Below are 15,246 nucleotides of genomic sequence, written 5' to 3' on the forward strand. Positions count from 1 at the left end.
GAATACTATAGCACGTGCCAGCGCAAAGATCAAATAGAATGTGGTGGGAATGTGCCTTGATGACGAAATTCCTTCTATGTGGGCAACGAGGCTTGTATCCGCAGGCGGCGAACAACAAAAAAGCCACGGAAGGAACCGCGGCATCCAGTGGGGCAAGGTCACGAGAAAACCTGTCGTAGACGCAAGGCCAATCCCGCACACACCGCCAGTTAGAGCCCGAGATTCGATTCGTCGAATTCAATCAGCCGTTGACTGGCTTTATAGAAAGCCTCCCGATTCCCCTCATCAAGGCTGCGGTCGACATCGGCCATCAGCATCGCCCGCTGATAGCGGCGGACGGCTTGCTCAATGATCAAGTCCGCCTGAAGCGAGATCATCTCCCGCACCGCCGGTTCCAGGTCATGTGCGGGGACCTCCTCAAGCACCGCGGCATACGCCGCACTGGTGGTCCTGTCCTTGAAGAACAGGCCCACATAGATGTCCTCATCCGGGTGCTGATAGAGGTCCAGAAACGCTTGCTCGACATCGGTGGATACAGGTTTGTTGCGTCGGTAGTAGCGGAACGGCGCAACCGGCACGCAGGTCGTAGACATCACGATGACCCTCGGCAACTGCCTGAAATTCTCGACAAAGTGAACCTTGCGGAGCACGTTCTCTCGCGTCATCATATACCGAATCAGCATCTCGGCCTCACGACTCTGCAGCTGATAGTTCGCCAGAAACCAGCGCAGGAAGTGTTTCTTCTCGGCAGTTGTGACCGTGCTACCCATGGTCGTCTCCTCCCTGATGGAGTTTTCCGTTGTCGATTGAGGTCGCCCACATGCCGCCAATAGTAGGAATTCTTCGTGTATTCTATTCGCGAAGGATGCGGCATTTTCCTGCTCATCCCGAGCGCTCTTGGCCCGACTTTTGTTGGATATCCTGGTCGCGCGCCAACTCAATTGGTTTCAGTCCCAGCGGGATCTCTTCTCCGTTGCCGCCTCCCTGCAGCGGCTGCTCCCATTCCCGCAACGTTCGTTCCACATTTCCCGGAACAGGCGTCTGCGAGTATTGGGTCAAGAATTCTAACCATCCGGATATGGTTCCTCCTTCTCGAATCCCCCGTTCCAGGCTGGATTTCGACATCCCGTACACTCGCAGCGTTCCACTTTGCTTCAGGTCAGCAAACTGTGCCAACACCGCGGCTAGACGCGGGGTTTCAGCTGTGACCAAGATATCGAAGTTCGGCTGCACGATAAGCACCCTTCGGCTGTCGTCTTCTTGCGGTTCCGCGGCTGGAATGGCGTCTGGTGTTAGCAATTCTTGACCAAGTTTTGTGATTTGAAACCACTGTCGGCCGAGATCGTCTTCACCGGTTCGCAAGATACCCAGGTGCGTCAACATCTTGACGATGCGGGTTTTCCAGACCTGCTCCTTGGTATCGTAATAATATTCGTTAATCAGGGGCTCTAATGCCTGGAACATCGAATCACTGTGAATCCATCTTGGCGGAACCCAACCGATGACCTGCGTAAGGACAGGCAAGCGCAAGATCGGACGACGATACGAACTCAGATAGAAACGAAAAAATGCCCGCTGCCTTTGGGCTGGTTTCATCGCCATCCACTCTTCCCGCTCCGGTCGGGTGCGCAAACGACCATCTGCGCTCTCCTCCAGGTATCCTGCATGGTATGCAAAATCGTACAATAAAGCGAACCGGTCTGGATAATCGTGAAACCTTCGCCCATAGCCGAAGCGCCATCCGCCAGAAAGTACGTCCTCTTCCACTTCGAGAATTTGCAGCACCTGCACCAAGTGGCGCTTGTACATGGATCCGCCCTGGGTGAGCAACACATCATGGTGGTCCACGTACTCCAGGAACACGTCCAGATCATGGCTGAGAGCATATCCTTCTTCGGCGAACACCGCGGGCCCCTCTGCGCTCTGCTGGACGGACGCAAGAACGCAGGCTGTCAAGCGCTCTTGCATCACCCGCTTCAATTCGTCCGGCATCACGTACAAGCGGCGCCCATCGATACGCGTGGTCGAAAACAGCCAGCCCTCGCGCAAGGCCGAGTCCAGGATGTTGGAGTCCCCGTCACAAAACACACCATCGATTTCCTCGCCCGTCAGCGGTCGCACAGCGCTCACGCACAGCCTCAGCAACGGAAACTCGCGTCCATCCGTCCACATCGGAAGGTATTGTCCAAGAAACCGCGAACTCCGGAAGGTCAATGAAATTTCCTGAATCATATCCATTTTGGAATGACGGGAGCACGAAAATCCGTAATGGTCCACAATCTTGCGCAGCGTGAGCACATCCGCGTCATTCAAGCACTCCATCAAGCGCACGAACGGACACCCCTTCCCACCCACTGACATTTGCGGCGTGCACCTTCTCGTAGCGGTATCCTTGTTCCACCAAGAACATCTGGCGGTGGCGGGCCTTTTCCTGTTCCACGCTTTGCTCGGTCACCAACGTGTAAAACATACCCGATCCGCCTGCAGGACGTAGCAACCTGCCGAGACGCTGCGCCTCTTCCTGGCGTGAACCAAACAACCCGGAGACCTGAATGGCCACTGTGGCAGCCGGCAGGTCAATGGCCATGTTGGCGACCCGAGACAACGCCAAAACGCGGGCTCGCCCCTGACGAAACGATTCATACAGGACCTCCCGTTGCGTTTTAGGCGTCCGCCCCGTGATCAGGGGACAGCCCACAGCACGAGAGATAAGGGACAAAGATTCGACATAATGGCCAAATATCAGGATGCTAGCTTCCGGGTGTCGCTGAACAAGCTCGCAGACGACTGCGACTTTTGCCCTGTTCTCGCTTGCCACCCGGTGTCGCTCGCGAACGCCAGCCTCCCGATAACGCTCGTAATCCTGGCTATGCCACGGAACGTCAACCTCGACACAGGTCACAGGCGCTAAGTACCCGTCCCGCTCCAGAGGCTTCCACTGTGCTTCGTATAACTTCGGCCCAATGAGACTGAATACATCGGCTGCCAACCCGTCTTCCCGTACGAGCGTGGCCGTGAGTCCCAATCGGCGCACACCCTGCAATTCAGCAGCCAGTCGAAACAATGGGGCTGGAAGGACATGCACCTCGTCGTAGACCACGAGTCCCCATGGGTGGCGCGTCAAAGTCTCCAGATTCCTGTGCAATCCGGTTTTGTTGCGGGCAGCCACTCGTTGATATGTGGTGATTGTTACCGGTGATGGCCCTCGTTTTGGGTCGAAAATCGAAACCGCTTCATCCCGGATCTCGGTCCAGCGTTTCAACTCCCGCTCCCATTGGTCGGCCGCTTCCTCACCGGGGGTCAAAATCAGGGCGTGCCGCTTGAGCTGCGCCAAAATCGCGATGCCGACGACGGTCTTGCCTGCCCCGCACGGCAAAACGATAATCCCGCTTTGCCCACTCCCGTCGGCAAAGAAGGCGGCGACGGCTTCCTGCTGGTAATCCCGTAATCGCAAACCGGCACGCGCCGATATATCTAAGGGCGGACCCATGTGATACCCGGCCCTATCCAGCACAGGATAGCCGAGTCGGGCCAGTGCCCGCTTCACATCCGCTCGCCGCTGTGCGCGGAACTGGATTCCCCGTGGTGTCCTTGTCATCGCGCAGTCGGCAAAGAGGGCAGAACGACTCAGTTCCGCCAATAACCCGGCAGATCCATGCAGCATCACGTGATCGCCATCTTGTCCCATGACGAGTTCCAATTGTCCCCATTTGCTCATTTCTTTTTGAATCATCAATTGGAGCGGGAAAGGAAGGGGATGGACAGCGTGGCGGCGCAAGAATCGGAGCACCTCATCGGTCGTCAGACCGCGCGCCGCGGCTTGCCAAAGAGACAGCGGATGCAATCGGTAGACATGAATGGGATCCAGTTGTTGGAAAATCTCTGCAAACTGGCCCAAGGTAGCCTGCACCGACTCATAGCCGGGGACATCGGATCTCGCTATGACAGTACCGTCTGCGTGGATGTACAAAAATCCGGACACACCCGTCCTCTCCTTGGCTGACCGATACCTGCCGTATGTGGTGCGGATTCGGAAATCCACTGGAATTCTTTTCTTATTATGATGATGTATCACCGGGTTTATACACGGACAGGTTCACGGCGCGCCATGAAGAGGATGGCTCCCAGAGATGCAAACGCTTTCTTAGACAAAAAACCGGGACGCTCACGCGTCCCTCATAAGAATCTGCTAGGAGTGGAGAGAATTCAGAACAAAACACCCTTCGCCCTTAGAATACATCCGTATGGAAACGCTGTCAATAGCCACTTTTAGATTACTCAGCCCAGACTTATTCCTGTGTGTTCCGGCGCCAATGGTGCCAATGCTCATGTTGAGCCTGGGCGGATTTCAGAAGCCCTGTCAGCCGTTCAGGGTCGGCGTCCGTCAAAGCGGCTGTAAATTCTCGCAAGGCTTCACTGATACGCTCAAGATGAGCGAGCACCGCCGTCCGATTGGACAGCAGCGTGGAAACCCAAAACGTGGGCGGCGACGCAGCCAGCCGCGTGACATCGCGGAACCCGGGACCGGTCAAGCGGGACCACAGGCGGGGATTGGCCCCATTATCGACAACGGCCTGTCCGTAGGCCGCCATCACAGCCAGCGAGGCGAGGTGCACACCGTGACTCACCGCGGCCATGGCGCGGTCATGTTCCACGGCCGAAGGCACCTCCACGATGTTCGCGCCCATAGCCGCCAGCATCGGCTCGATTCGCGCCAGCGCCGGCCATCCCCTCATCACCAGCCAGGCCTCGCCGTCGAACAAATCTGGGCGGGCGGCCGTCGGGCCCGAACTCGCGGCTCCGGCCATCGGATGGGTCGGAGCGAAACGCTCGGTGATGCCAAGCCGCTGGGCAGCTTCCACCACCGGTTCTTTCACGCTGCAGACGTCCATCACGCATTCGGCCCTCTCACCTACCGTGGCCAACAAACGGCACGCTGCTTCGACCGGCACCGCGAGAACACCCACATCGAACGATTCGTTCGGCACCGATGGCAGCACATCGTCAAAAACCAGACGCGTTGCGCACCCAGTCGTCTCCCTGGCAAGGTGGCCTTCCCGGCCGGCGGCGGAACAGGCAAGTTCACGCGCCTGCTCTTGATGCTGCGCGTTCGTATCCACGCCCACGATACGCGCATCTGGGTGGAGCTGACGCCAGGCCATGGCCAGGGAAGCCCCAATGAGCCCGCAACCAACAATCAACAAGGAGACAGGCCAACGGGCAGGCCTGCCTCCTGTTTCCATCCGGTTTCCCTGCCGTTCAAGCATTTCCCGCAAGGGCTTCCTGGGCTGGATTGAGCGCTTGAGCGATCCGGCGCACCTCAGCGACCATGCCCGCAAACCGGTCCAGGGTCAGCGATTGTGGGCCGTCGGACAACGCCTCTGCGGGATTAGGGTGAATCTCCACAATCACTCCATTCGCTCCCGCTGCGATGCCGGCCCGCGCCATCGCCGTAACATAGCGCCAGTTCCCCACGCCGTGGCTGGGATCCACCAGGATGGGCAGATGGGACAGGTGCTGCACCACCGGTACAGCATTCAAGTCCAGTGTGTTGCGGGTGTAGGTTTCAAACGTCCGAATGCCACGTTCACAGAGAATGACATTCGGGTTGCCTTCGGCCAGGATATATTCGGCGGACATCAACCATTCCTCAATCGTTGCCGACAATCCCCGCTTCAGCAGCACCGGCTTATCGGTCTTTCCGACAGCCTTTAACAGCGGAAAATTCTGCATGTTGCGGGCGCCAATCTGAAGGACATCCACGTATTCCAGAAACATCGGGATTTGGGCAATTTCCATCACTTCGGATACAATCGGCAGCCCGGTTTGTTCACGGGCCTCAGCCAAATAGCGGAGACCGGTCTCCCCAAGGCCTTGGAACGAATATGGGGATGAACGCGGCTTGAAAGCTCCGCCGCGCAGCATGTGTCCTCCGACCTGTTTGACAAACTGCGCAATCTCAATGATCTGATCTCTCGACTCCACGGAGCACGGGCCGGCAATCAGGGTACACTCGCCGCCGCCCACCACATGGTTGCCTACCTGCACCAAGGTGTCCTGGGGGTGAAAAGCGCGGTTGGCCAGCTTGAAGGGCTTACTTACCGTCACCACTTTTTCTACGCCTTCCATGGATTCAACAGGCAATTCCAGCACTCGCTCCCGTTGTCCAATAATCCCGATGATAGTCTTCTCCTCACCTTGGGACAGGTGTACGCCCAACCCTTTGCTTCTCAGCAAACCAGCCACCGCGTCAATCTGAGACTGGGTTGCGTCCTCTTTCATAACGACTATCATATCTCTCCCTCCTATCTCTGTGCCTGCGCGGCATGTAAATCTGGGCTCGCGAGAGCAGACGCCAGTTCCGCAGCGAATGAGCGGATGCGCCCGACAATCGCCTCCCGGCTCGATGTGCTGACACCCTCCGCTTCTGACTGTCGATGTCCCGTCGGGGCGCTCGCACCTCGCGTCTCCGCCAAGGCCTCCTCGACGCGGCGTACAAAGGCGCTGCCGACAATCACCCCGTCCGCATACGCTCCGACTTTCCGGGCCTGCAACGGCGTACTCACCCCAAACCCGACCGCAGCCGGAAGGTGAGTGTGCCGGCGTACGGATGCCACCAGTTCCTGCACCTGGGTCGACAGGTGCTTTCGCTCCCCTGTCACGCCCAAAGACGAAACACAGTAGACGAATCCCCGGGCCGATTCGCAGATCTGGGCCACGCGCCCTTCTCCCGAGGTCGGCGCGACCAACGGTATCAGCGCCAGCCCAGCGGCGTCCGCCAGTTCCCGCACCACGGCACTCTCTTCAAACGGCAGGTCGGGAAGTATCACACCGTCAGCGCCTGCGGCATGGGCATCCCGGAAAAACTTATCTGGGCCGTACTGCAGGACGGGGTTGATGTAGCTGAACAACACAAGTCCCGTCTGCTCATGTCGTCTGCGCAGCGTCGCGCAGACATCAAAGGCGGCCGGCAATTGGAACCCGCCGCGCAGACTCCGGACCGCCGCCGCTTGAATCACAGGTCCGTCCGCCAGCGGATCGGAATACGGTATTCCAATTTCAACTATATCCGCTCCAGCGTCAATCACTGCATCAAAAGCGCAAATCGACGTCTCCAAGTCCGGATCGCCAGCTGTGAGAAACGGGATGAGTGCGGCTTGTTTCGATGCTTGACGAAAGGCGTGTTCAATTCTCTCCATGCTGCCGCTCCTCCCTTTCCAGTCTGGCAATCTGCTCCACATCTTTATCCCCGCGTCCGGATAAGCACACCACCAACAGGTGGTCTTTGGGAAGCTGCGGGGCTATGCGGGCGGCATGGGCCACGGCGTGGGCGCTCTCCAGGGCCGGGATGATGCCCTCCGTCTTGGACAAGAGGTAAAATGCGTTCAGCGCCTCTTCATCCGTGACGGGAACGTAGGTAGCCCGTCTTGCATCATGCAGCCAGGCATGCTCGGGACCTACGCCCGGGTAATCCAGGCCGGCAGAAATCGAGTGCGCAGGGGTGACCTGCCCCCACTTATCCTGCAGAAGATACGTCCGAGAACCGTGCAACACGCCAGGGCGGCCTTGCCCAATGCTCAACGCGTGCAGTCCGGTGTCGGCGCCCTTTCCCGCGGCTTCGACGCCAACAAGCCGCACACCTGTATCCGGGATAAATGGGTAGAACATGCCCATAGCATTGCTTCCGCCCCCGACACAAGCGACAACCGTGTCTGGCAATCGGCCTTCACATTCCAGAATCTGCCTGCGAGTCTCATCTCCGATAATCCGTTGAAAATCGCGGACGATACGCGGATACGGATGCGGTCCGACCACAGATCCGATGATGTAATATGTGTCCTCCACATGGGAGACCCAATGACGGATGGCCTCGTTTGTGGCATCCTTCAAGGTCCGGGTACCGGTGGAGGCCGGAACCACCTCGGCCCCCAGCATCCGCATACGAAAGACGTTGAGGGCCTGCCTCTGCATATCCTCTTCGCCCATGAACACCGTACACTGCAGTCCAAACCGGGCCGCCACGGTCGCCGTAGCCACACCGTGCTGGCCGGCGCCGGTCTCCGCGATGACACGCTTCTTGCCCGTATACACGGCCAGCAGCGCCTGGCCAATGGTGTTGTTGATCTTGTGGGCTCCCGTGTGGTTCAGGTCCTCGCGTTTCAGGTAAATCTTTGCCCCCCCGAGGTGATCCGTCAGCCGTTCCGCATAGTATAAAGGCGTCGGTCTACCCGCGTATTGGCGCAAATAATAGGACAAATCCGCCTGAAACCTTGGATCCTGTATCAGCCGTTCATAGTCCTGCTCCAGTTGATGCAGTGCGGTCATCAAGGTCTCCGGAACGTAACGCCCGCCATAATCGCCAAACCGCCCGTTTGCGTCAGGAAGCGACGTGCCCGCCGCCGGCTGGGCCGCCGTTGCCGGTGCAATCCTGTCTTTGGCCGCTTGCGTACCGGTCTGTTGTGTCATCACTGGTTCACCGCCTGCTTAGATTCTGCACCAAACCCTGTCGCCTCGCGGCCAATCGCAACGCCTTCATCAGGGAATCGATACGAGCGCGCGACTTGCGCCCATTCACCTCAACGCCGGACGAGACGTCCAAACCGTCGGGCACAAAGCACGCAAGGCATTGCTCGACATTTTCAGGGCTGATGCCTCCAGCAACCCACAACGGTGGCCGCGTGCCGTGAGCGCCCAAGGCGTCCGCCAAGCGCGGCAGCATGCTCCAATCAAAGCGGCGACCGTGCCCGCCGGTGACCGAACCCGCAGCAGCGGGCGGGGCAGCGTCCAATAAGATGCCGTCAATCGTCCGCAGATAGGGGCGAATCTGGTCCGCTATGACGGTGGCCGCGTCCCCATCGACCGTCTCCGGTACGGAGAACGATTTCCACACGGTATACCCGCAACTCTTCAGACGCCGGCAAAAGTCAGGTGTCTCGCGGCCGTGGAGCTGCACGTGCCGGATCTGGGCTTCGTCGCAGATCTGTCGAACGCCGTCAAACTCCTCGTCGACCACCACTCCTACCGGGGTGCAGGAAGCGGGCAACGACCGGACCAGCGCGGGCACCTGGCGGGGATGGACATAGCGGCGGCTTGCCGGAACAAAGATAAACCCCACATAAGCAATCCGTTCAGTATGTGTAAAGGAAAGGTCGTCGCCCGGCTGGATACCACATATTTTCACCCGCACGTTCACAGGCTGGCACCGTCCCTTGCCAACGAAAGGCGAGGAACCTGGAGTTGAGCTATCAGTTCCCGGACACCTTCGGCGCTTGACTGCCGCATCAACGATTCCCCCACAAGCACCCCGCACACCCCGCTGGCGGCCAACCGTTCCGCATCCTCGCGGCAGCTCACGCCGCTTTCCGAAATCGTCGGAATCTCGGGTGGAACCGCTTGGGCCAAACGCAGCGTAGTGTTCAAATCAACGACGAACGTGTGCAGATTGCGGTTGTTAATGCCCAACACCGACGGCCCAGCGGCCAGCGCCACGGGCAGTTCCTCATCTGTATGCACCTCAATCAGCACATCCAGGCCCAAATCCTTTGCGTACTGGGAAAGTTCCAGCAGACGATCCGCTGTCAACGCGGCGACAATCAACAGCACCGCATCTGCTCCAGCCGCGCGCGCTTGTTCAATCTGGGTTTCGTCGATGATGAAGTCTTTGCGCAGCACGGGCAATCGCACCGCATCGTGGACTCTCCGCAGATCCGCGATACTACCCTGAAAATACCGCTCATCCGTCAAAACGGACACGGCGGCTGCACCGGCCTGTTCATATAGGTTCGCAGTAGCCACTGGGTTGAAATCCACCGCGATTTTGCCTTTGGACGGGCTTGCTTGCTTGACTTCGGCAATCACTGCCAGGGAGCCACCCGCTTGCAGAGCTGCAGCAAATCCACGGCATGGCGGCAGACTACCCAGGTCGGGCGCTTGCCCGAGGCGGCTTCGGCGGCGCAGTTCAGCGACTTCTTCCCTTTTGGTTTCAAGTATGCGATCCAAAAACGTCGTCACTGGGCTACCTCCTCCGCCTCGGACGCCATGGTGGCGCCAATAAAGCGAACCAGGGTGGCCGTGGCCGCGCCCTCATCCACACATTGCGCGGCCATCCGCACGCCTTCGCCAATACTCGACGCGATTCCGGCGATATACAGAACGGCCCCGGTGTTGTACAGGACCACATCCCGCGGCGGCCCCGCTTGTCCCGACAGAATGCCGCGTATCAACTCAGCGTTTGCAGCGGCGTCACCGCCGATAACCGTCTCCAACGGGGCGCGGGTCAGGCCTACGTCCTCCGGATTCAGCGTGTATCGGTGCCATTGCCCGTGCCGGACTTCGGCTACCAACGACTCACCGGCCAGGGACAATTCGTCCAATCCGCCGGCGCCGTGGACAACCAAGGCATGTTCAGTGCCTAACTCCACCAAGGCCTGTGCCACTTTATCGACCAGGTCGGCACGAAAGACGCCAATGACCTGCCGTTTGGCTCCGGCTGGATTGGTCAGCGGCCCGAGAATATTGAAAATGGTACGAAAACCAAGCTCACGACGGGTCTCGGCTGCGTGTCGGAGGGCCGGATGATAACTGGGAGCAAAGAGAAAACACAGGCCGCTCACTTCCAAACAGCGCAGCGCCTCCGCTTCGTTCAGGTCCACATGGGCACCCAACGCCGACAGGACATCGGCACTGCCGCTGCGGCTGGAAACCGCCCGGTTGCCGTGCTTGGCCACCCGCGCCCCGGCGGCCGCGGCAACCACCGCCGACGCTGTAGAAATATTGAATGTCCCCACGCCGTCGCCGCCAGTGCCACAAGTGTCCACGACATCAAAAGGCACCCGCAGGCTGTTGCTGTGGCTGCGCATGGCGCGCGCGAAGCCGACAATCTCGTCCACCGTTTCCCCACGTGCTGCCATCGCCGACACCAAGGCCGCCGTATGCACCGGGGACAGCTGTCCTTGCATCAATTGATCCATCATACGTTCAGCCGTTTCGGCATCCAGCGTATGGCCTTCCGCCACTTGCCTCAGGACCCCTTGAACCAACTCACTCATATTCACTCGTCTCCTCTCATCTCGTCTCCGGGAGCAAGCCTGCTGGACGGATCTCACACGCAGACTCGATTCCAGAATCCATCGGGTCCGCAGTACCTGGATATGCTCAAATCCGCAGGCAGTGAGCCAGTCGCTCGCCAACCTGCGGACACAACCTCCAGAGACTGCGCGCAAGTCAGGACGGTCAACCGGATCGGATCCGAAATGCCCATCCGTTCTCCAACAAGCTCATCTCCACTCCGCTCCACAGCTAACCTCATATTACATGACAGACAATAGCGAAACTCTCAATCAATGATGTGTATATGATATGTGCTATCAGTTTCTCCGTCAACCAAACAAGTGCCCGCTTGGACGTCCACGCCGACCTATTGAGCCAGGTCGGGACGCAGTTGGACCGCGGCCCCCAGATAGACGTGTTCCATTTCGGCTTGAGTCCTCTCCGTATTGACGTGCACGAGTACCCGGATGCAGCGCTCCAGCCCGCCGGCCACGGCCACTTCACTCGCGCACATCAAAGGCACCCATTGCCACCCCGGCAAGCTGCGCACCGCCCGGGCGGGAAAGCACGCAGTCAGATCGGGGGTCATGGTCAGCAGAACGCTGACCACGTCTTCCGGCACAAGGGCGTTCCGTTTGGTGATCTCCGCCATCAGTTCATGGGTCGCCGTCAGGATGGCCTCCGCGGAGTCTTCCGCAACGGTGATGGCACCCCGAATGCCTCGAACGGTCGTGGCCATGGCCCCATCCTCCTTGATTCTCCTGGGAAAAATATTTTGCACAACGCCGTCTACGCCGTGTGCAAGCGCGCATTCCACGCCGCTTTCAAGTCGTCCAGTCCGATTCCGCGGACAATCTCCACCCGTCCAATGTCCACAGGCAAGGCAAAGGTCCAACCGTGGTGCAGGTTCTTCTTGTCCCTATCAAGCACCGAAATCACCGTCTCCAGTGAATAATCCGGAACTTGGGTCGGAAGCCCGTGCTGCTCGAGCACCTTCACGATGCGATCCCGTCCCGGTTTCGACAGCAGGCCGCGCCAAACGGACAACTCCGCCTCCACGCACAGGCCCATCGCCACGGCTTCGCCGTGACTGAATCGATAAGCCGAGATCTGCTCCACCGCATGCCCGACCGTATGCCCGACGTTCAGCACCATTCTCAATCCACTTTCCCGCTCGTCCGCCTCGACAACGCGGATCTTGACAGCCGCCGCTTGGGCAATCAGCCGTTCCGTCGGTTCCGCTCCCGGGAATTGAGGAACCGGAGACGACTCCAAGCGAGCGAACAACTCCGCATCGCCGATAAGGCCATGCTTGATGACCTCGGCCATGCCCGCCCGCCACTCATCGGTCGGCAGAGACGCGAGGCATTCCGTGTCATAAAGAACCGCCAGCGGCTGGTGGAAAGCCCCTACCAGGTTCTTCCCCTCTGGCAGATTGACGCCCACCTTGCCGCCGATGCTGCTGTCGTGCGCCAAAAGCGTGGTGGGAACCTGTATGAACGACACACCGCGCAAGTAGGTGGCCGCCACAAATCCCGCGAGATCCCCGACCATACCGCCCCCTATCGCCATCACGACACCGTCACGACGCACCCGCGCCTGCAACATCTGTTGGTAGAGGTGATAAGCCGTGGCCCACGACTTGCTGCTGTCTCCAGGAGGCACAACCGCACTGGAGACCGAATAACCGGCTTCTTGGCACGCCCCGCTGACCCGGTTCAACACCCCGAGTCCGGCGACCGTTTCATCCGTGATTAGAAACAAGGACCTATCTGTGGAAACACCCAGCCGTTTCAATTCGTCTCCTAGTCGCCTGTGCAGGCCGGGAGCGACAACGAGCGGATAGGTACGCGTGGGTGTGTGTACGTCCAGGCGTGTCGTCACCGGCCGGACACCCGCTCTTGGTAAGCCTCCAGATGGGCCTTGATCTGCGGCAGGGAATCGTTCCCGAACTTCTCGAGAAACGCGTCCGCCATCACCCACGCGACGACGTTTTCCGCCACCACGGCGGCTGCCGGGACGGCGCAGTAATCGGAGCGCTCCACCGCTGCCGGCTCGACTTCCTTGGTCCGCATGTTGACGCTGTTGAGCGGCTTGTACAGCGTGGAGATGGGTTTCATGGCGCCGCGAATGACCACCGGTTGTCCGTTGGTCACGCCGCCCTCCAGTCCACCGGCTCCATTGCTCGGACGCACGTACCCCCGGCCATCGTGCCCAATGGGATCATGCACTTGCGATCCAAACCGTCGCGCCGCCTCGAAACCCAAGCCAATCTCCACACCTTTGATGGCCTGTATGCTCATGACGGCTGCGGCCAGTCGTCCGTCCAACTTCCTATCCGGATGGACGTAGCTTCCCAGCCCCACCGGACAGCCGACAACCTGGACCTCAAACACGCCGCCCACCGTATCGCCGCGCTCTTTGGCCTCGTCAATGCGAGCCATCATGTTCGCCGCGGCCTCCTCGTCCGCACAGCGCACCGGAGAATTCTCGGCCGCCTCACGAATCTGCTGCAGGTCATCCGGCAGGCGGCCCACACAGACCCCGCCCAATTCCACCACGTGGCTGATGATTTCAATCCCAAACTGCGCCAAAAGCTGCCGCGCCAATGCGCCCGCCGCCACCATGGTCGCTGTGTTGCGAGCGCTTGCCCGTTCCAGCACGTTGCGGATGTCTTCATGGTCATACTTGATGGCCCCGGCCAAGTCCGCATGCCCCGGCCGCGGTCGTTCCACGACCTTCAAGTTGTCCGGCGGATTCCCGTACACCGCCATGCGCTCCTGCCAATTCTTGAAGTCGCGGTTGACAATGTGCATCGTGACGGGCGTGCCCAGTGTCTCCCCAAATCGTACGCCGCTCGTGATTTCCACCGCATCCGATTCAATCTGCATGCGCCGGCCGCGCCCGTATCCCTGTTGCCGGCGGCGCAGCTGTTCGTCGATGGCCGCCTTGTCCACCGGCAGGCGGCTCGGAAGTCCTTCCACAATGACGGTCAATTCGGGGCCATGCGACTCTCCGGCCGTCAAGTAACGAATCACAGGTGTCACGCTCCTCGCTCTACTCCACTCTGTCTCTTCTCTCAGAAAAGTGTTGCGGACATTATATCATCTTTTCCCGTTATCCGCCTGTTTTGGCGGCCGGCCGACGGGACAGTCCTCGCACGTTTCCGCGCGAAGGCATGGGCCGGCGGCTTCACGATTGTGCCACCACTGCGGTCAACAACCGCACCGCAGCCTCCACGTCCCGCAGATCCACCACGGTCGATCCTGCCCCCACGTAGCGGGCAGGGTAGCTGACGCCAGCGGTGGGAATTCCTGCCATAGATAACTGTACGCTGCCCGCATCGGAGGCGCCGCGCGGCCAAACCTCGTACTGAATCGGCACCCCGTTCTCTGCCGCGCACTGCTCCAATCGACGCTTCATATCCAATGGAATGATGGTGGTTCCATCCATCACCTTGATCGCCGGGCCTTGCCCCAGTTTGATGTCCATCCGCTTGGCCCCGGGAGTGTCCCCGGCAGGAGCTGCGTCCACCACCAAGGCCAGGTCGGGTTCCAGCTGTACCACCGCCGGCCTGGCGCCGCGCGCGCCCACAGCGCCTTGCGCCGTGAATACCACGGACACGTTTTTCCCCTCTGCGGCAGCCGCGCGGAACACGGATGCCACCACAGCACAGCCCACCCGGTTGTCCAGCGCCCGACCGGACAGCCGGTACGGGGTAAAAGGGACGACCGGATCGACCACGACGCCGGACAAACCTATGGAAACCCGTTCCAGAGCCGCTTCACGACTGTCCGCGCCGATGTCCACATACAAGTGTTCAAAGCCGATGTCCTCGACAGCCACAGCGGACTCGGCCTGCACAAGGCCGAGGAGTCCATTCGTGAATTCCACCCGACGCCCGATGATGTCCCGGGCCGACACGTCACCGACAGATATGAGACGCAAGAAGCCTCCGTCATCGACATGAATCACCATGACACCCGTTTCATCCGCGTGGGCCGCCAGCATCACGTGCGGACCGAGACCCCGTTTTCGCGCAATGCCGTTGCCCAGCGCATCAATCCACGCCTCGTCCGCCACGTCCCGCACCAACTCCAGCAGGGCCCCCTGGAGGTCGCGCTCCGCGCCGGACGGAGCCACAAACGCCGCCAGCCGCGCAATTTGCTCCTTCAGTTCCGACATCCAACATCCTCC

The 15,246-nt window shown here is 59.8% G+C and carries 14 protein-coding genes; all 14 read right to left on the reverse strand.

Annotated features, from left to right (window positions below; translation table 11 throughout):
• Positions 1-209: 209 nt before the first annotated feature.
• Positions 210-770 carry a YpiB family protein gene (locus tag AK2_RS14075; RefSeq protein WP_067935804.1) on the reverse strand — a complete coding sequence of 187 codons (561 nt, stop codon included), beginning with the start codon at positions 768-770 and terminating at the stop codon, positions 210-212.
• Positions 771-882: 112 nt separating this feature from the next.
• Entirely contained in the window at positions 883-2,322 is a 1,440-nt protein-coding gene (locus AK2_RS14080; RefSeq protein WP_245632924.1) for a helicase-associated domain-containing protein, read from the reverse strand.
• Positions 2,306-3,982: a DNA repair helicase XPB gene (locus AK2_RS14085; protein WP_067935811.1), complete on the reverse strand. Its 1,677-nt coding sequence runs from the start codon at positions 3,980-3,982 to the stop codon at positions 2,306-2,308. The genes AK2_RS14080 and AK2_RS14085 overlap by 17 nt, the downstream gene beginning before the upstream one ends.
• 307 nt (positions 3,983-4,289) lie before the next feature.
• Positions 4,290-5,243, reverse strand: a complete 954-nt coding sequence (locus tag AK2_RS14090) for a prephenate dehydrogenase (RefSeq protein ID WP_169794803.1) — start codon at positions 5,241-5,243, stop codon at positions 4,290-4,292.
• Positions 5,244-5,259: 16 nt separating this feature from the next.
• Positions 5,260-6,294 carry a 3-deoxy-7-phosphoheptulonate synthase gene (aroF, locus tag AK2_RS14095; protein ID WP_067935820.1) on the reverse strand — a complete coding sequence of 345 codons (1,035 nt, stop codon included), beginning with the start codon at positions 6,292-6,294 and terminating at the stop codon, positions 5,260-5,262.
• Positions 6,295-6,305: 11 nt separating this feature from the next.
• The gene (gene trpA / locus AK2_RS14100) at positions 6,306-7,199 is read right to left on the reverse strand and encodes a tryptophan synthase subunit alpha (RefSeq protein WP_083521238.1); all 894 of its coding nucleotides are present in this window, start codon (positions 7,197-7,199) and stop codon (positions 6,306-6,308) included.
• A complete protein-coding gene (trpB, locus tag AK2_RS14105) occupies positions 7,186-8,469 on the reverse strand; it encodes a tryptophan synthase subunit beta (RefSeq protein WP_245632921.1) in 1,284 nt (427 codons plus the stop codon). The genes trpA and trpB overlap by 14 nt, the downstream gene beginning before the upstream one ends.
• Positions 8,470-8,473: 4 nt before the next feature.
• On the reverse strand, positions 8,474-9,193 hold the full coding sequence (locus AK2_RS14110; protein ID WP_067935823.1) for a phosphoribosylanthranilate isomerase: 720 nt from the start codon (positions 9,191-9,193) through the stop codon (positions 8,474-8,476).
• The gene (gene trpC, locus AK2_RS14115) at positions 9,190-10,011 is read right to left on the reverse strand and encodes an indole-3-glycerol phosphate synthase TrpC (protein WP_067935826.1); all 822 of its coding nucleotides are present in this window, start codon (positions 10,009-10,011) and stop codon (positions 9,190-9,192) included. The genes AK2_RS14110 and trpC overlap by 4 nt, the downstream gene beginning before the upstream one ends.
• Positions 10,008-11,048, reverse strand: coding sequence for an anthranilate phosphoribosyltransferase (gene trpD / locus AK2_RS14120; RefSeq protein ID WP_067935828.1), 1,041 nt, complete (start codon positions 11,046-11,048; stop codon positions 10,008-10,010). The genes trpC and trpD overlap by 4 nt, the downstream gene beginning before the upstream one ends.
• A 368-nt stretch (positions 11,049-11,416) precedes the next feature.
• Positions 11,417-11,788 (reverse strand): chorismate mutase, encoded by a 372-nt coding sequence (aroH, locus tag AK2_RS14125; RefSeq protein ID WP_067935832.1) that lies wholly within the window; start codon positions 11,786-11,788, stop codon positions 11,417-11,419.
• Between the two features lie 50 nt (positions 11,789-11,838).
• Complete coding sequence (aroB, locus tag AK2_RS14130; protein WP_067935834.1) at positions 11,839-12,933, reverse strand: 3-dehydroquinate synthase; 1,095 nt, start codon at positions 12,931-12,933, stop codon at positions 11,839-11,841.
• Positions 12,930-14,084, reverse strand: a complete 1,155-nt coding sequence (aroC, locus tag AK2_RS14135) for a chorismate synthase (protein WP_157076366.1) — start codon at positions 14,082-14,084, stop codon at positions 12,930-12,932. Before aroC ends, aroB begins: the two co-directional genes overlap by 4 nt.
• Positions 14,085-14,241: 157 nt before the next feature.
• Positions 14,242-15,234, reverse strand: coding sequence for a zinc-binding metallopeptidase family protein (locus AK2_RS14140; RefSeq protein WP_245632922.1), 993 nt, complete (start codon positions 15,232-15,234; stop codon positions 14,242-14,244).
• Positions 15,235-15,246 lie beyond the last annotated feature (12 nt).

Source organism: Alicyclobacillus kakegawensis NBRC 103104, from assembly GCF_001552655.1.
GTDB lineage: Bacteria > Bacillota > Bacilli > Alicyclobacillales > Alicyclobacillaceae > Alicyclobacillus_G > Alicyclobacillus_G kakegawensis.